Raw genomic sequence first — 15,050 nt, forward strand, 5'->3', positions numbered from 1 at the left:
GCACACGCCGATCTCGGTGCCTTTCTCGGCGGCCAGCTGCTTGAGCCGGATCGCCGCCGACAGCCCGGCGGGGCCGCCGCCGACGATCACGACGTCGTATTCCATCGATTCGCGCGGGCCGTATTGCTCGATGAGGCTTGCGGGGGTCATTGGCGTTCCTCTAACCGTTAGAATGCTTTTATTCGGGAGCGTATTGTCTGCGAAACGAAACGCTTGCCGCAACAACATGCAGCTAGATTAGCACGATCGTTCTATTTTTTGTGCTAGGGTAATGCCGCCCGGGCTGTGCCGCCCGGGCTGGCGAAACGACATCGAAAGGGGATGGGCAAATGGGTCGATCGATCAATCTGGAAGGCAAGGTTGCGCTGGTCACGGGCGCGTCGAGCGGCCTGGGGCAGCGTTTTGCGCAGGTGCTGTCGCAGGCCGGCGCGAAGGTCGTGCTCGCGAGCCGCCGCGTCGAACGCCTGAAGGAACTGCGCGCGGAGATCGAGGCGGCGGGCGGTGCCGCGCACGTCGTGTCACTCGACGTGACCGACGTGCAGAGCATCAAGGCGGCCGTCGCGCATGCGGAGACGGAAGCCGGCACGATCGACATCCTCGTGAACAATTCCGGCGTGTCGACGATGCAGAAGCTCGTCGACGTGACGCCGGCGGATTTCGAGTTCGTGTTCGATACGAACACGCGCGGCGCATTTTTCGTCGCGCAGGAAGTCGCGAAGCGGATGATCATGCGCGCGAACGGCGGCGGCAACGGCAAGCCGCCGTGCCGGATCATCAACATCGCGTCGGTGGCCGGGCTGCGCGTGTTCCCGCAGATCGGGCTGTACGCGATGAGCAAGGCCGCGGTCGTGCAGATGACGCGCGCGATGGCGCTGGAGTGGGGCCGCCACGGGATCAACGTGAACGCGATCTGTCCGGGCTATATCGATACCGAAATCAATCATTACCTGTGGGAAACCGAGCAGGGCCAGAAGCTGCAGTCGATGCTGCCGCGCCGGCGCGTCGGCAAGCCGCAGGATCTCGATGGGCTGTTGTTGCTGCTCGCGGCCGACGAGTCGCAGTTCATCAATGGCTCGATCATCTCCGCCGACGACGGTTTCGGCCTCGCGTGAGCGGATGACATTCCGCAACAAAGAAGACTGCAATGAGCGCAACAAGCGATTACTCACCCGTTTTTGAGATGTCGATGCCGATCCGCTGGGGCGACATGGACGCGTTCGGCCATGTGAACAACACGGTCTATTTCCGCTACATGGAGCAGGCGCGGATTTCGTGGTTCGAGGCGCTCGGCATCGCCGGCGGCAACGGCGAGGGGCAGGGGCCCGTCATCGTCACCGCGTCGATGGAATTCCTCAAGCAACTGCACTATCCGGGCGACGTGATCGCGAAGATGTCGGCCGCGAAGCCCGGCCGAAGCAGTTTCGACACCGGTTTCGAGCTCACGCGCGCGGACGATCCGCGGCATGTCTATGCACGCGGCAACGCGCGCTGCGTGTGGGTCGACTACGCGCTCGGCAAGTCGGTGCCGCTGCCGCAACTGCTGCGCGACACGATCGAGCAGGCGCTCGCGACGAAAGTCGGCTGAGCGCGGCTGCCGGCGCGCCGGCACCGGATCGCCGGTGGCGTGCCGTGCGCGTTTTTCGATGTTTCCCCCGATCGGCCGCCATGTGCGGCCGATCGTCATCGGAGCGCCGTCACGCAATGCGCGTTCACTGCCCGAGCAGGCGCTGCAGCAGCTCCGGCGTATTGTTCGTCCCGTATTTGCGCATCAGCCGCGCGCGGTAGATGTCGACCGTGCGCGAGCTGATGTCCAGCACGCGCCCGATCTGCTTGCTGGTCTTGCCGGTCGCGAGCTGGGCGGCGATCTCGCGCTCGCGCGGGGTCAGCTCGACCGCGACGCGGCGCGTCGCGCTCAAGTCCTCGAAGGTCCAGACGCCGGCCGCGAGCGGCGCGGTGCGGTCGAGTGCGCGTCCCGTCACATGGCACCAGAACAGCTCGCCGTCCGCGCGTTTCATGATTCTGTCATCCGAGTAGACGCCGTTCGCGACCATCACGCGTGCGATGCGCTCGCCGATCCGCTGGAATTCGTCCGTCGACGGGTAGAGCACCGCGTACGACTTCCCGATCAGGTCGGCCCGCGCGCAGCGGAAGATCGACGCGAGCGCGTCGTTGCAGTCCTCGATCACGCGATCGCGCGACAGCACGAGGCCGAGCGGCGCGAGGTGGAAGGCGGTCTGGTAATCGAGATCGGGCATGGCGCGGGCAAGCGGAGGCAAATGCTTATGTATTTTTGCGTATTGTGCCGCATCGGCGTCACATCGTACCCTTTCAGGCATCTCGCGGCGGTATGTCGCGACATAAAAACAGCGCGCCTCGACGCAGGCATTGCCGCGCTTGCATAGAATGGTGCGGCGGGCTTGCGCCACGTGGCGCGTGAACCGGTTTTGCTGGTTTCCATAGAGGAAGGGACAACTGATGAACAAAGTCTATCCAAGCGCGGCTGCCGCGCTGGAGGGGATCGTCCGCGACGGACAGACCTTCGCGGTGGGCGGCTTCGGCCTGTGCGGGATTCCCGAGGCGCTGATCGCGGCGTTGCGCGATTCGGCGGTCAAGGGCATCACCTGCATCAGCAACAACGCGGGCGTCGACGGTTTCGGCCTCGGCCTGCTGCTGGAAACGCGCCAGATCAAGAAGATGATCTCGTCGTACGTCGGCGAGAACAAGGAGTTCGAGCGCCAATACCTGGCCGGCGAACTCGAGCTCGAATTCACGCCGCAGGGCACGCTCGCCGAAAAGCTGCGCGCGGGCGGCGCGGGCATCCCCGCGTTCTTCACGAATACCGGCTACGGCACCGTGATCGCGGAAGGCAAGGAAACGCGCCAGTTCGGCGATCGCCACTACGTGCTCGAGCCGTCGCTGACGGCCGACGTCGCGCTCGTCAAGGCGTGGAAGGCCGACAAGTCGGGCAACCTCATCTACCGCCGCACCGCGCGCAATTTCAACCCGATGTGCGCGATGGCCGGCAAGATCACCGTGGCGGAGGTCGAGGAGATCGTCGAGAACGGCACGCTCGATCCGGACCAGGTTCATACGCCGGGGATCTTCGTGCAGCGCATCGTGCTGAACGCGACGCCTGAAAAACGCATCGAACAACGCGTCGTACGCGCGAAAGGAGACTGACATGGCCTGGAATCGTGACCAGATGGCCGCACGCGCGGCGAAGGAACTGCAGGACGGCTTCTACGTGAACCTCGGCATCGGCCTGCCGACGCTCGTCGCGAACCACGTGCCGGCAGGCGTCGAGGTCTGGCTGCAGTCGGAGAACGGCCTGCTCGGCATCGGGCCGTCGCCGACCGAAGACGAAGTCGACGCCGATCTCATCAACGCCGGCAAGCAGACCGTCACGACGCTGCCGGGTTCGTCGATCTTCTCGTCGGCCGATTCGTTCGCGATGATTCGCGGCGGCCACATCAATCTCGCGATCCTCGGCGCGATGCAGGTCAGCAAGAAGGGCGACCTCGCGAACTGGATGATCCCGGGCAAGATGATCAAGGGGATGGGCGGCGCGATGGACCTCGTCGCGGGCGTGAAGCGCGTCGTCGTGCTGATGGAGCACGTCGCGAAGGGCGACCAGCACAAGATTCTCGACGAATGCAACCTGCCGCTGACGGGTGTCGGCGTGGTCGATCTGATCATCACCGACCTCGGCGTGATCGAAGTGACGCCGGACGGGCTGAAGGTGCTCGAACTCGCCGACGGCGTGAGCGCGGAAGAGATCCAGGCGAAGACGGGCGCGCCGCTCGACGTCAGCGCCGTGGCATAAGTTCACCGCACGGGCACGCGTCCGACGCCCCGCATGCCGGACGACGGCATGCGGGGCGTTCGTCATTGCGCGTCGACGGCCAGCCTGTTGGGTCCCCGATGGGCCGACCCGTCCGGCGGAAGCGGTTTACAATCGTTTGCATCGGGCGTCGCAAGTGTTGCCCCGCGCGTCCGCCCCTCGTTCGACAGGATGCCAACGATGCCAACGACTTCAGCGAATTCCCCGGTTCCCCGTCAGCGACGCGTGCAGTGTGCGAGCGCCGCCGGTCTTCACCACGTTGCCTATACGGAATGGGGCGATCCCGCGAATCCGCGCGTGCTGGTCTGCGTGCACGGCCTGACGCGCTCGGGGCGCGATTTCGACCGCTTGGCCGCCGCGCTGTCCGATACGTATCGCGTCGTCTGCCCCGATGTCGCCGGGCGTGGCCGGTCCGACCGGCTGGCCGATCCGCGGCTCTATGCGATTCCGCAGTACGTGGCCGACATGGTGACGTTGATCGCGCGGCTCGACGTGGAGTCGGTCGATTGGTTCGGCACGTCGATGGGCGGCCTGATCGGCATGGCGCTCGCCGGGCTGCCCGGTTCGCCGCTGCGGCAGATGATCGTCAACGACGTCGGCCCGCGCATCGAGCCCGATTCGCTGACGCGCATCGGCGAGTATCTCGGCGTGCAGCCGCGCTTTGCGACCGAGCAGGAGGGGATCGACTACCTGACGTCGCTGTCGCTGCCGTTCGGTGCGCTGAGCGCCGACGAGTGGCGCGAGATCAACGGGCCGCTGCTGCACCAACTGCCCGAAGGCGACTGGACGATGCGCTACGATCCGCGCATCGCCGAGCCGTTCAAGGCGACGACGCCGGAGCTGGCCGCGCTCGGCGAGGCCGCGCTGTGGCGCGCGATCGAGACGACGGATGCGACGCTGCTCGTCGTGCGCGGCGAGACGTCCGACTTGCTGTCGCGCGAGACGGCGGCCGAAATGGTCCGTCGCGGCCGGCATGTGACGCAGGTCGAGATCCCGGGGGCGGGCCACGCGCCGGCGTTCGTCAGCGCCGACCAGATTGCGCTCGCGCGGCGGTTTTTCGTCGAAGGCGACGCCTAAACGCGTCATAATATGCGGTTCGGCGGCACGCGGGCCGTGCCGCCCGATTCCTCACTCATCACGACCGGAACATTTCATGGCAGTCATTCGTCACCACGTCGGGGCCCGTCTCTCCGAAACCGCGATCCACAACGGCACCGTGTATCTGGCCGGCCAGATCGCCGAAGACACCACGCAGGACATCCGCGGCCAGACGCGCGAAGTGCTCGGCCACATCGACCGCCTGCTCGCCGAAGCGAACAGCGACAAGGCGCATCTGCTGTCGGTGCAGATCTACATCTCGGATCTCGCGAACTTCGAAGGCATGAATGCGGAGTGGGACGCATGGGTCGCGCAGGGCAACACGCCGCCGCGCGCCACCGTCGAGGCGAAGCTCGCGGATCCGGCGCTGCTCGTCGAGATCGTCGTCGTCGCCGCGCAGCGGAGCTGAGCGTTATCCGACGATGACCGTATTCCGGCAGGCCGTGCAATGACCGAATCCGTTTCCGCATCCTCCGTCGCGGCGCCGTCGTTCGACGACGTGCTCGCGTTCGTGCGCGAGCGGGCCGGCGATGCGCACCTGTCGTCCGGCGAGCTGCTCGCCGATCACTCGGCGGGCACGGCGGCGATCATGCGCACGCTGAACGTCGATCCGTCCGCGATGCAGGCTGCCGCGCTGTTCGTGCTGACGCCGCACCTGAGCGACCCCGAGCGCGAGCTGACCGAGCGTTTCGGCGACGAAGTCGCGCGGCTCGTGTTCGACGTGCGCAAGCTGTTGCGGCTCGGCACCGTCAGCCTGCGCGTCGCGCAGAACGCGAAGCCCGACGCCGGGCGCGACGCGGCGCAGGAGCGGCGTACGCAGATCGAGGCGTTGCGCAAGATGCTGCTCGCATTCGCGCAGGACATCCGCGTGGTGCTGATCCGGCTCGCGTCGCGGTTGCAGTCGCTGCGCTACTACGCGGCCGCGAAGATCGACCCGCCGCCGGACGTTGCGCGCGAGACGCTCGAGATCTATGCGCCGCTCGCGAATCGTCTCGGTATCTGGCAACTGAAGTGGGAGCTCGAGGATCTCGCGTTCCGCTTCGAGGATCCCGTCACCTACAAGCGGATCGCGAAGCTGCTCGACGAGAAGCGCATCGAGCGCGAGGCGTACGTCACGCAGGCGATCGCGCGGCTGCAGCACGAGCTCGCGGAGGCGAACATCCAGGCCGACGTCAGCGGCCGGCCGAAGCATATCTACAGCATCTGGCGCAAGATGCGCGGCAAGGAGCTCGATTTCTCCGAGCTGTACGACGTGCGCGCGTTTCGCGTGATCGTGCCGGACATCAAGGATTGCTACGCGGTGCTCGGCATCGTGCATCACCTGTGGCAGCCGGTGCCGAAGGAGTTCGACGACTACATCTCGCGGCCGAAGCCGAACGGCTACAAGTCGCTGCATACGGTCGTGATCGGCGACGACGGCCGTGCGTTCGAAGTGCAGATCCGCACGCAGGAGATGCATCGTTTCGCCGAGTATGGCGTCGCGGCACACTGGCGCTACAAGGAGGCCGGTGCGCGCGGCTATGGCGGCCAGTTCTCGGCGAGCGACAAGTACGACGAGAAGATCGCGTGGCTGCGCCAGTTGCTCGCGTGGAAGGACGACGTCGAGGACGGCGCCGAAGTGTCGGGCGACCAGGCGTGGGCGCAATTGCGCGAAACGTCGCTCGACGACGACCACATCTACGTGCTGACGCCGCAGGCGCGCGTGATCGCGCTGCCGCAGGGCGCGACGCCGGTCGATTTCGCGTATCACCTGCACAGCGAGCTCGGCCATCGCTGCCGTGGTGCACGCGTCGACGGTGTGATGGTGCCGCTGAACACGTCGCTCGCGAACGGCCAGACGGTCGAGATCGTCGCGGTGAAGGAAGGCGGGCCGTCGCGCGACTGGCTGAACCTGCAGCTCGGTTACCTGAAGAGCTCGCGCGCGCGGCAGAAGGTGCGTGCGTGGTTCAACTCGATCGAGCAGGAAGAAAACGTCGCGCACGGCCGCGCGCTCGTCGAAAAGACGCTGCAGCGCGAGGGCAAGACGTCGGTCAATCTGGACCATCTCGCCGCGAAGCTCGGCTTCAAGTCGCCCGAGGAGCTGTTCTCGGTCGTCGGCAAGGAAGAATTCAGCCTGCGCAACGTCGAGCACGCGCTGTCCGATGCGCCGCCGCCGGAACCGGCGCCCGAGGCGCCGGCCGATTTCGAGAAGCGCAGCAGCGGCGCGAGCGTCGCGCATGGCGCGTCGACCGGCGTGCTGGTGGTGGGCGTCGACGCGCTGCTGACGCAACTGGCGCGTTGCTGCCGTCCGGCGCCGCCCGATCCGATCAGCGGGTTCGTCACGCGCGGCAAGGGGATGTCGATTCATCGCACCGACTGCCCGACGTTTCGCCGGATGGTCGAGCGCGCGCCGGAGCGCGTGCTGCAGACGACCTGGTCGGCCGACGTGCTGGGCGGGCGCGGCGCGTCCGTCTATCCGGTCGACCTGATGATCGAGGCGAGCGACCGGCAAGGATTGCTGCGCGATATCTCCGAAGTGTTCGCGCGGGAAAAGATCAACGTCGTGGGCGTGAAGACGCAGAGCCGCCGCAATGCGGCATTCATGCAGTTCACGGTCGAGGTATCGAATTCGGCGCAGGTGCAGCGCGCGTGCACGCTGCTCGGTGAGGTGCAGGGCGTCGTACGGGCAGGGCGAAAATCGTGATGGGGTTGGAACAGCGTTATTTTGCTGCAACCGCATAAAACACTTGCCAAGCCGGTAGCAACTCCATATAATCTTAGCTTCTCTAGGCTCGTAGCTCAGCTGGTTAGAGCACCACCTTGACATGGTGGGGGTCGTTGGTTCGAGTCCAATCGAGCCTACCAACGAATTGAGAATGCCCGGCTTCCGGGTGTTCGATGCAGTACACAACTCAACGCGAACAAGGCGAATACGGTTATGACACCGCGAACGTTGACCGAAACCACTTCGGAGCGACGCTAGTCGAGGAACGTTTTCGCCCTTTCAGTTGAGTGAAGTATCGAATGCGGCCCCTCGAAAGCGGGGCCGCATTTTTTTTGTCGCGAATTTTCCCGCGTGAGTTCGACTCGCGTACCTGGTCTGCCGCCCACTGTCGGCATCACGGAGATTGCTATGGTTTCGATACGCTTGCCTGACGGCTCAGTTCGACAATACGAGCATCCGGTGACAGTTGCCGAGGTTGCGGCCTCCATCGGTCCCGGCTTGGCGAAGGCTGCGCTGGGCGGCAAGCTCGATGGCGAGCTCGTCGATACGTCGACGGTGATCGATCGCGACGCGTCGCTCGCGATCGTCACGGACAAGGATGCCGACGGCCTCGACATCATCCGCCACTCGACCGCTCACTTGCTCGCGTACGCGGTGAAGGAACTGTATCCGGACGCGCAGGTGACGATCGGCCCGGTGATCGACAACGGTTTCTATTACGACTTCTCGTACAACCGCCCGTTTACGCCGGAAGATCTGGAAAAGATCGAAAAGCGCATGCAGGAACTCGCGAAGAAGGACGAGCCGGTCACGCGCCGTGTCGTGTCGCGCGACGAGGCGGCCGGTTACTTCCGCAGCATCGGCGAGAAGTACAAGGCCGAGATCATCGAGTCGATCCCGCAAAGCGACGAAATCAAGCTGTATTCGCACGGCGGCTTCACCGATCTGTGCCGCGGCCCGCACGTGCCGTCCACCGGCAAGCTGAAGGTCTTCAAGTTGATGAAGGTCGCGGGCGCGTACTGGCGCGGCGATTCGAAGAACGAGCAGCTGCAGCGCATCTACGGCACGGCCTGGACGAAGAAGGAAGACCAGGATCAGTACCTGCACATGCTCGAGGAGGCGGAAAAGCGCGACCATCGCAAGCTGGGCAAGCAGCTCGACCTGTTCCACATGCAGGAAGAGTCGCCGGGCATGGTGTTCTGGCATCCGAAGGGCTGGGCGCTGTGGCAGCAGGTCGAGCAGTACATGCGCCGCCGCGTCAACGAAGCCGGCTATCTCGAGATCAAGACGCCGATGATCATGGACCGTTCGCTGTGGGAGGCGTCGGGCCACTGGCAGAACTATCGCGAGAACATGTTCACGACGGAGTCGGAGAAGCGCGACTACGCGATCAAGCCGATGAACTGCCCGGGCCACGTTCAGGTGTTCAAGCACGGCCTGCGCTCGTACCGCGACCTGCCGCTGCGTTACGCGGAATTCGGCTCGTGCCACCGCAACGAGGCATCGGGCGCGCTGCACGGCCTGATGCGTGTGCGCGGCTTCGTGCAGGACGATGCGCACATCTTCTGTACGGAAGAGCAGTTCATCGCCGAGTCGATCGCGTTCAACACGCTGGCGATGAGCGTGTACAAGGATTTCGGGTTCGAGCACATCGACATCAAGCTGTCGCTGCGCCCTGACCAGCGCGCGGGCACGGACGAGACGTGGGATCGCGCCGAGCAGGGTCTGCGCGATGCGCTGACGGCCTGCGGCCTCACGTGGGAAGAGCTGCCGGGCGAGGGCGCGTTCTATGGCCCGAAGATCGAGTACCACATCAAGGACGCGCTCGGCCGCTCATGGCAATGCGGCACGCTGCAGCTCGACATGGTGCTGCCGGAGCGCCTCGGCGCCGAGTACGTGGCGGAAGACAACAGCCGCCGCCGGCCGGTGATGCTGCATCGCGCGATCGTCGGGTCGATGGAGCGGTTCCTCGGCATTTTGATCGAGCACCATGCTGGTGCAATGCCGGTCTGGCTCGCGCCGTACCAGGCAATCGTGCTCAATATCGCCGAAAGTCAGGCCGAATATGCGCAGTCCCTGGCCCAATCGTTGCAAAAACAAGGGGTTAGAGTGGCGGCCGATTTGCGCAACGAGAAGATTAGCTATAAAATACGCGAGCACACGCTGGAAAAGGTGCCTTATCTCCTCGTCGTGGGCGATAAGGAGCGTGATGCGCAAACGGTAGCCGTGCGTGCCCGTGGCGGCGTCGATCTTGGCGTAATGCCGGTCGAAGCCTTCGTTGAGCGTCTGCAGGAAAACCTGCGCTCGTTCAAGTAACCGCCCTGGCAGCGCGGCTCGTTTTTTTAATTTTTAGAGGAAACGTAACATCGCTACTGATAAGTCGTCGCACCGCATCAACGGTGAAATCACTGCGCCGGAAGTGCGCCTGGTCGGGATCGAGAACGAACCGCTCGGTATCGTAAAACTCGCTGACGCTTTCCGTAAATCGGAAGAACTGGATGTTGACCTGGTGGAAATCGCGCCGCAAGCGGTGCCGCCGGTTTGCCGTCTGATGGATTACGGCAAGTTCAAGTACCAGGAATCGAAGAAGCAGCACGAAGCGAAGCTGAAGCAGAAGGTCATCCAGGTGAAGGAAGTCAAGTTCCGCCCGGGTACCGATGACGGGGATTACAACGTCAAGCTCCGCAATCTCGTGCGCTTCCTCGAAGAGGGCGACAAGACGAAGATCACGTTGCGTTTCCGCGGCCGCGAAATGGCTCACCAGGAAATCGGTATGCGGATGCTCGAGCGTCTGCGCACGGATCTCGAGGAAGTCGGCCAGGTCGAGCAGATGCCGAAGATGGAAGGGCGCCAGATGATCATGGTGCTCTCGCCGAAGAAAAAGAAGTAACGGGCCCGCGCGCATCGCGCGCAGGTTCGACAGTGGTTCGGCGCGCTGCCCGGTCCGGGCGGCGCGCCAACAATGACGGCGGCTGCGCAAGCGGGTCGCCGTACACAAGTGGACTGGGTTTCGAAGGGCGGGTCAAGGGCGCAAGCCAACCGCACACCCATCGCCATCTAATAAACTGGAGTTGTTCGTCATGCCTAAGATGAAGACCAAGAAGAGCGCTGCAAAGCGCTTCGTGGTGCGTCCGGGCGGTACCGTCAAGCGCGGTCAAGCCTTCAAGCGCCACATCCTGACCAAGAAAACCACGAAGAACAAGCGCCATCTGCGCGGCGCAACGGCAGTTCACGATTCCGATCTGAACTCCGTCCGCGCGATGCTCCCGTTCGCGTAACCCCTCAACTGATACTCCAAGGAGAGAAACATGCCTCGAGTCAAACGTGGGGTAACCGCACGGGCCCGCCACAAGAAGATCATCAACCTGGCCAAGGGTTATCGCGGCCGCCGCAATAACGTCTACCGCATCGCCAAGCAGGCGGTGATGCGCGCTGGTCAGTACGCGTACCGCGATCGCCGCAACAAGAAGCGTGTGTTCCGTGCACTGTGGATCACGCGTATCAATGCGGCAGTTCGCCAGCACGACATGACCTACAGCGTGTTCATCAACGGCCTGAAGAAGGCGTCGATCGAACTCGACCGTAAGGTGCTGGCCGACATGGCGGTGTTCGACAAGGCTGCTTTTGCTGCGATCGTCAAGCAGGTGAAAGCCGCCGTTGCAGCCTAATTGCGAAATTAGCACTGCGTGGTTAGTTGCAGCGAGGTTCCGGTAGTCTCGGCCGCTGCAGCGAAAACGGGGCTCTTCCGAGCCCCTTTTTTGTTTGGTGGGCGGTTTCGCTCGCCAAGACCGAATGACGTTGGAAATGATGGGATCTATGGATCTGGACCAGATTGTCGCCGACGCGCAGCAGTCCTTCGAACACGCTGCCGACATCACCACGCTCGAAAACGAGAAAGCGCGATTTCTCGGTAAATCGGGTGCGCTGACCGAGTTGCTCAAGGGCCTCGGCAAGCTCGATCCCGAAGCACGCAAGACCGAAGGCGCACGCATCAACGTCGCGAAGCAGCAGGTCGAAGCCGCGCTCACCGCCCGTCGCCAGGCACTGGCCGACGCGCTGCTGAATCAGCGCCTCACCGCCGAAGCGATCGACGTGACGTTGCCGGGCCGTGGCGCCGGCGCCGGCAGCCTGCACCCGGTGATGCGCACGTGGGAGCGTGTCGAACGGATTTTCGGCTCGATCGGTTTCGATGTGGCCGATGGCCCCGAAATCGAGACCGACTGGTACAACTTCACGTCGCTGAACAGCCCGGAGAACCATCCGGCGCGTTCGATGCAGGACACCTTCTACGTCGAAGGCAAGGATGCCGACGGCCGCCAGCTGCTGCTGCGTACGCACACGAGCCCGATGCAGGTGCGTTATGCGCGCATGAACCGTCCGCCGATCAAGGTGATCGCGCCGGGCCGCACGTATCGCGTCGACAGCGATGCGACCCACTCGCCGATGTTCAATCAGGTCGAGGGGCTGTGGATCGACGAAAACATCAGCTTCGCCGATCTCAAGGGCGTCTATACCGACTTCCTGAAAAAATTCTTCGAGCGCGACGACATCCTCGTGCGCTTCCGCCCGTCGTATTTCCCGTTCACGGAACCGTCGGCCGAGATCGACATGATGTTCGAGCACGGCAAGAACGCCGGCAAGTGGCTCGAGATCTCCGGCTCGGGGCAGGTGCATCCGACCGTGATCCGCAACATGGGCCTCGATCCCGAGCGCTACATCGGTTTCGCGTTCGGCAGCGGCCTCGAGCGCCTGACGATGCTGCGCTACGGCGTGCAGGATCTCCGGCTGTTCTTCGAGAACGACCTGCGTTTCCTGCGCCAGTTCGCATAACGCCGCTCGCCGCGCCGACCTGTGCCCGCGCACGCCCCGACGGACGTTTCCGAGGGGCCCGGGCGTCGATCTAACCTGTTTCGAACGTAGACATCCATGCAATTCCCTGAATCCTGGTTGAGAACCTTTGTCGACCCGCAGCTGACGACCGACGAACTGTCGCACGCGCTGACGATGGCGGGGCTCGAAGTCGAATCGCTGAGCAAGGCTGCGCCGCCGACGTCGAAGATCGTCGTCGGCCGCGTGCTCGAAGTCGTCAAGCATCCGGATGCGGACAAGCTCAATGTCTGCCAGGTCGACGCCGGCACCGGCGCGACGCTGAACATCGTCTGCGGCGCGCCGAACGTGGCGCCGGGCATCAAGGTGCCGGTCGCGCTGGTCGGCGCGGAACTGCCGCCGGCGGAAGAGGGCGGCAAGCCGTTCGCGATCAAGCTGTCGAAGCTGCGCGGGGTGGAGAGCCAGGGGATGCTGTGCTCGGCGCGCGAGCTGAAATTGTCCGAGGATCACAGCGGGCTGCTGATCCTGCCGGAAGACACGCCGGTCGGCCAGGACATCCGCGACACCCTCAATCTCGACGACACGATCTTCGAAATCAAGCTGACGCCGAACAAGGCCGACTGCCTGTCGGTGTTCGGTATCGCTCGCGAGACGGCCGCGATCACCGGCGCGCCGCTGACGCCGGTCGATATTCGCCCGGTGAAGGTCGAGCTCGACGAAACGCTGCCGGTGCGCATTGCCGCGCCCGATCTGTGCGGCCGCTTCTCCGGCCGCGTGATCCGCGGCGTGAACGCGCGCGCAAAGACGCCGCAGTGGATGGTCGAGCGTCTCGAGCGTTCGGGCCAGCGCAGCGTGTCCGCGCTCGTCGACATCTCGAACTACGTGATGTTCGAACTCGGCCGCCCGTCGCACGTGTTCGATCTCGACAAGATCCACGGCGGCATCGAAGTGCGCTGGGGCAAGCGCGGCGAATCGCTGAAGCTGCTCAACGGCAACACGATCGAACTCGACGAAACGGTCGGCGTGATTGCGGACGCCGCTCAAGTCGAAAGCCTGGCCGGCATCATGGGCGGCGACAGCACGGCCGTCACGCTCGATACGACCAACATCTATCTGGAAGCCGCGTTCTGGTGGCCGGACAGCATCCGCGGCCGCGCGCGCAAGTACAACTTCTCGACCGATGCGGCGCACCGCTTCGAGCGCGGCGTCGATTACGCGACGACCGTCGAGCACGTCGAGCGCATCACGCAACTGATCCTCGAGATCTGCGGCGGCAAGGCCGGCCCGGTCGACGATCAGGCGGTGAACCTGCCGCAGCGCGCGCCGGTGAAGATGCGCGTGTCGCGCGCGAACCGCATCATCGGCGTGAAGATCGACGCCGACGAGATCGCGAACATCTTCACGCGCCTCGGGCTGCCGTTCGAGCGTGAAGACGACGCGTTCCTCGTCACGCCGCCGTCGCACCGCTTCGACATCGAGATCGAGGAAGACCTGATCGAGGAAGTGGCGCGCATCTACGGCTTCGAGAAGATCCCGGCGCGGCCGCCGGTCGCGACGAGCGAAATGCGCGCGACCCACGAGACGCGGCGTTCGATCCACGATATCCGTCACGCGCTCGCCGCGCGCGACTATGCGGAAACCGTCAACTTCAGCTTCGTCGATGCGGAGTGGGAGCACGATTTCGCGGGCAACGACAACCCGATCCGGCTGCTGAACCCGATCGCGAGCCAGCTTTCGGTGATGCGCACGACGCTGTTCGGCAGCCTGATCGCCGTGCTGCGTCACAACCTGAACCGCCGCGCCGATCGCGTGCGCGTGTTCGAATCGGGGCGCGTGTTCGTCGCCGATCCGTCGGTGAAGGCCGGCGAGCTGGCGGTCGAAGGTCACGCGCAGCCGAAGCGCGTCGGCGCGCTGGCGTACGGTCCGGCACTCGACGAGCAATGGGGCGCGGCGACCCGCCCGGTCGATTTCTTCGACGTGAAGGGCGATCTCGAAGCGCTGCTCGCGCCGGCGGTTGCACGCTTCGTGAAGGCCGAGCATCCGGCCCTTCATCCGGGCCGCAGCGCACGCATCGAAGTCGATGGCCGCGCGGTCGGCTGGATCGGTGAGCTGCATCCGCGCCTGATGCAGAAGTACGAGTTGCCGCACGCGCCGGTGATGTTCGAGATCGATGCGGACGCGCTGACTGCACGTGCGTTGCCCGCACCGACCGACGTGTCGAAATTCCCGCCGGTCCGTCGCGATATCGCCGTTGTCGTCGATCAGGCGGTCGAGGTTCAGGCACTTTTCGACGAAATGAAGAAGGCGCTTGCCGAAGAGGCCTGCCGATTCGTTCAGAAGGTTGTACTCTTCGACGAATTTCGTGCAAAATCAAACACTTCCGGTGGTCTTGCCGCGAACGAGAAGAGCCTTGCCTTCCGCGTGACGCTGCAGGACGCAGCTGGCACGCTGCAGGACGAGATCGTCGATCAGGCGATCCAGACGCTGGTCGAGCGGATGGCTCGTGCCGGCGCGCGCCTGCGCGGCTAAGGAGAGGGGCCGGCCCGTTCGCGGGCGGCTTGTTTCCATCGTAAGTTTTGA

General features: G+C 64.4%; 15 protein-coding genes and 1 tRNA gene. 14 read left to right on the forward strand and 2 right to left on the reverse strand.

Annotation, left to right across the window (positions count from 1 at the left end; genetic code table 11):
- Positions 1-222, reverse strand: a 222-nt coding sequence (locus tag WS95_RS35135) for an FAD-binding protein (protein WP_226111393.1), incomplete at its 3' end; no start/stop codon positions are given.
- Positions 223-329: 107 nt separating this feature from the next.
- On the opposite strand from WS95_RS35135, the gene WS95_RS23725 reads away from it, so the two are divergent.
- Together WS95_RS23725 and WS95_RS23730 are read left to right on the forward strand one after the other, a co-directional pair.
- The gene (locus WS95_RS23725; protein WP_011545236.1) at positions 330-1,112 is read left to right on the forward strand and encodes an SDR family oxidoreductase; all 783 of its coding nucleotides are present in this window, start codon (positions 330-332) and stop codon (positions 1,110-1,112) included.
- Between the two features lie 32 nt (positions 1,113-1,144).
- Positions 1,145-1,585, forward strand: coding sequence for an acyl-CoA thioesterase (locus WS95_RS23730; RefSeq protein ID WP_034207097.1), 441 nt, complete (start codon positions 1,145-1,147; stop codon positions 1,583-1,585).
- A 124-nt stretch (positions 1,586-1,709) separates the two neighbouring features.
- Here WS95_RS23730 and WS95_RS23735 read toward each other — a convergent pair whose 3' ends face one another.
- Positions 1,710-2,255 carry a LuxR C-terminal-related transcriptional regulator gene (locus WS95_RS23735; protein WP_012328362.1) on the reverse strand — a complete coding sequence of 182 codons (546 nt, stop codon included), beginning with the start codon at positions 2,253-2,255 and terminating at the stop codon, positions 1,710-1,712.
- 220 nt (positions 2,256-2,475) lie between these two features.
- Between WS95_RS23735 and WS95_RS23740 the strand changes: the two genes are divergently transcribed.
- The 12 genes from WS95_RS23740 (at position 2,476) to pheT (ending at position 14,999) form a co-directional block, all read left to right on the forward strand.
- On the forward strand, positions 2,476-3,180 hold the full coding sequence (locus tag WS95_RS23740; protein ID WP_012363722.1) for a CoA transferase subunit A: 705 nt from the start codon (positions 2,476-2,478) through the stop codon (positions 3,178-3,180).
- 1 nt (position 3,181) lies between these two features.
- Positions 3,182-3,823: a CoA transferase subunit B gene (locus WS95_RS23745; protein WP_059785420.1), complete on the forward strand. Its 642-nt coding sequence runs from the start codon at positions 3,182-3,184 to the stop codon at positions 3,821-3,823.
- A 198-nt stretch (positions 3,824-4,021) separates the two neighbouring features.
- Entirely contained in the window at positions 4,022-4,918 is an 897-nt protein-coding gene (locus tag WS95_RS23750; protein WP_059826509.1) for an alpha/beta fold hydrolase, read from the forward strand.
- A 76-nt stretch (positions 4,919-4,994) separates the two neighbouring features.
- On the forward strand, positions 4,995-5,348 hold the full coding sequence (locus tag WS95_RS23755) for a RidA family protein (RefSeq protein ID WP_027784253.1): 354 nt from the start codon (positions 4,995-4,997) through the stop codon (positions 5,346-5,348).
- A 39-nt stretch (positions 5,349-5,387) separates the two neighbouring features.
- On the forward strand, positions 5,388-7,622 hold the full coding sequence (locus WS95_RS23760) for a RelA/SpoT family protein (protein ID WP_034207100.1): 2,235 nt from the start codon (positions 5,388-5,390) through the stop codon (positions 7,620-7,622).
- An 84-nt stretch (positions 7,623-7,706) separates the two neighbouring features.
- A tRNA-Val gene (locus WS95_RS23765) sits at positions 7,707-7,783 on the forward strand.
- A gap of 268 nt (positions 7,784-8,051) precedes the next feature.
- Complete coding sequence (gene thrS, locus WS95_RS23770) at positions 8,052-9,959, forward strand: threonine--tRNA ligase (protein WP_059826513.1); 1,908 nt, start codon at positions 8,052-8,054, stop codon at positions 9,957-9,959.
- A 49-nt stretch (positions 9,960-10,008) separates the two neighbouring features.
- Positions 10,009-10,533, forward strand: a complete 525-nt coding sequence (gene infC, locus WS95_RS23775) for a translation initiation factor IF-3 (protein ID WP_071734130.1) — start codon at positions 10,009-10,011, stop codon at positions 10,531-10,533.
- Positions 10,534-10,723: 190 nt separating this feature from the next.
- On the forward strand, positions 10,724-10,921 hold the full coding sequence (gene rpmI, locus WS95_RS23780; RefSeq protein WP_004191477.1) for a 50S ribosomal protein L35: 198 nt from the start codon (positions 10,724-10,726) through the stop codon (positions 10,919-10,921).
- A gap of 30 nt (positions 10,922-10,951) precedes the next feature.
- The gene (gene rplT, locus WS95_RS23785; protein WP_004192938.1) at positions 10,952-11,311 is read left to right on the forward strand and encodes a 50S ribosomal protein L20; all 360 of its coding nucleotides are present in this window, start codon (positions 10,952-10,954) and stop codon (positions 11,309-11,311) included.
- 148 nt (positions 11,312-11,459) lie between these two features.
- A complete protein-coding gene (pheS, locus tag WS95_RS23790) occupies positions 11,460-12,473 on the forward strand; it encodes a phenylalanine--tRNA ligase subunit alpha (RefSeq protein ID WP_059826516.1) in 1,014 nt (337 codons plus the stop codon).
- Between the two features lie 96 nt (positions 12,474-12,569).
- Positions 12,570-14,999, forward strand: coding sequence for a phenylalanine--tRNA ligase subunit beta (pheT, locus tag WS95_RS23795; RefSeq protein WP_059826518.1), 2,430 nt, complete (start codon positions 12,570-12,572; stop codon positions 14,997-14,999).
- The last annotated feature ends 51 nt before the right edge of the window (positions 15,000-15,050 follow it).

Source organism: Burkholderia sp. MSMB1826 (assembly GCF_001526325.1).
GTDB lineage: Bacteria > Pseudomonadota > Gammaproteobacteria > Burkholderiales > Burkholderiaceae > Burkholderia.

What these genes read in the sequence shown, in the direction of transcription:
- WS95_RS23725 (WP_011545236.1), top strand. Translation starts at nt 330, where the DNA reads ATGGGTCGATCGATCAATCTGGAAGGCAAGGTTGCGCTGGTCACGGGC.
- WS95_RS23730 (WP_034207097.1), top strand. Translation starts at nt 1,145, where the DNA reads ATGAGCGCAACAAGCGATTACTCACCCGTTTTTGAGATGTCGATGCCG.
- WS95_RS23735 (WP_012328362.1), bottom strand. Translation starts at nt 2,255, where the DNA reads ATGCCCGATCTCGATTACCAGACCGCCTTCCACCTCGCGCCGCTCGGC.
- WS95_RS23740 (WP_012363722.1), top strand. Translation starts at nt 2,476, where the DNA reads ATGAACAAAGTCTATCCAAGCGCGGCTGCCGCGCTGGAGGGGATCGTC.
- WS95_RS23745 (WP_059785420.1), top strand. Translation starts at nt 3,182, where the DNA reads ATGGCCTGGAATCGTGACCAGATGGCCGCACGCGCGGCGAAGGAACTG.
- WS95_RS23750 (WP_059826509.1), top strand. Translation starts at nt 4,022, where the DNA reads ATGCCAACGACTTCAGCGAATTCCCCGGTTCCCCGTCAGCGACGCGTG.
- WS95_RS23755 (WP_027784253.1), top strand. Translation starts at nt 4,995, where the DNA reads ATGGCAGTCATTCGTCACCACGTCGGGGCCCGTCTCTCCGAAACCGCG.
- WS95_RS23760 (WP_034207100.1), top strand. Translation starts at nt 5,388, where the DNA reads ATGACCGAATCCGTTTCCGCATCCTCCGTCGCGGCGCCGTCGTTCGAC.
- thrS (WP_059826513.1), top strand. Translation starts at nt 8,052, where the DNA reads ATGGTTTCGATACGCTTGCCTGACGGCTCAGTTCGACAATACGAGCAT.
- rpmI (WP_004191477.1), top strand. Translation starts at nt 10,724, where the DNA reads ATGCCTAAGATGAAGACCAAGAAGAGCGCTGCAAAGCGCTTCGTGGTG.
- rplT (WP_004192938.1), top strand. Translation starts at nt 10,952, where the DNA reads ATGCCTCGAGTCAAACGTGGGGTAACCGCACGGGCCCGCCACAAGAAG.
- pheS (WP_059826516.1), top strand. Translation starts at nt 11,460, where the DNA reads ATGGATCTGGACCAGATTGTCGCCGACGCGCAGCAGTCCTTCGAACAC.
- pheT (WP_059826518.1), top strand. Translation starts at nt 12,570, where the DNA reads ATGCAATTCCCTGAATCCTGGTTGAGAACCTTTGTCGACCCGCAGCTG.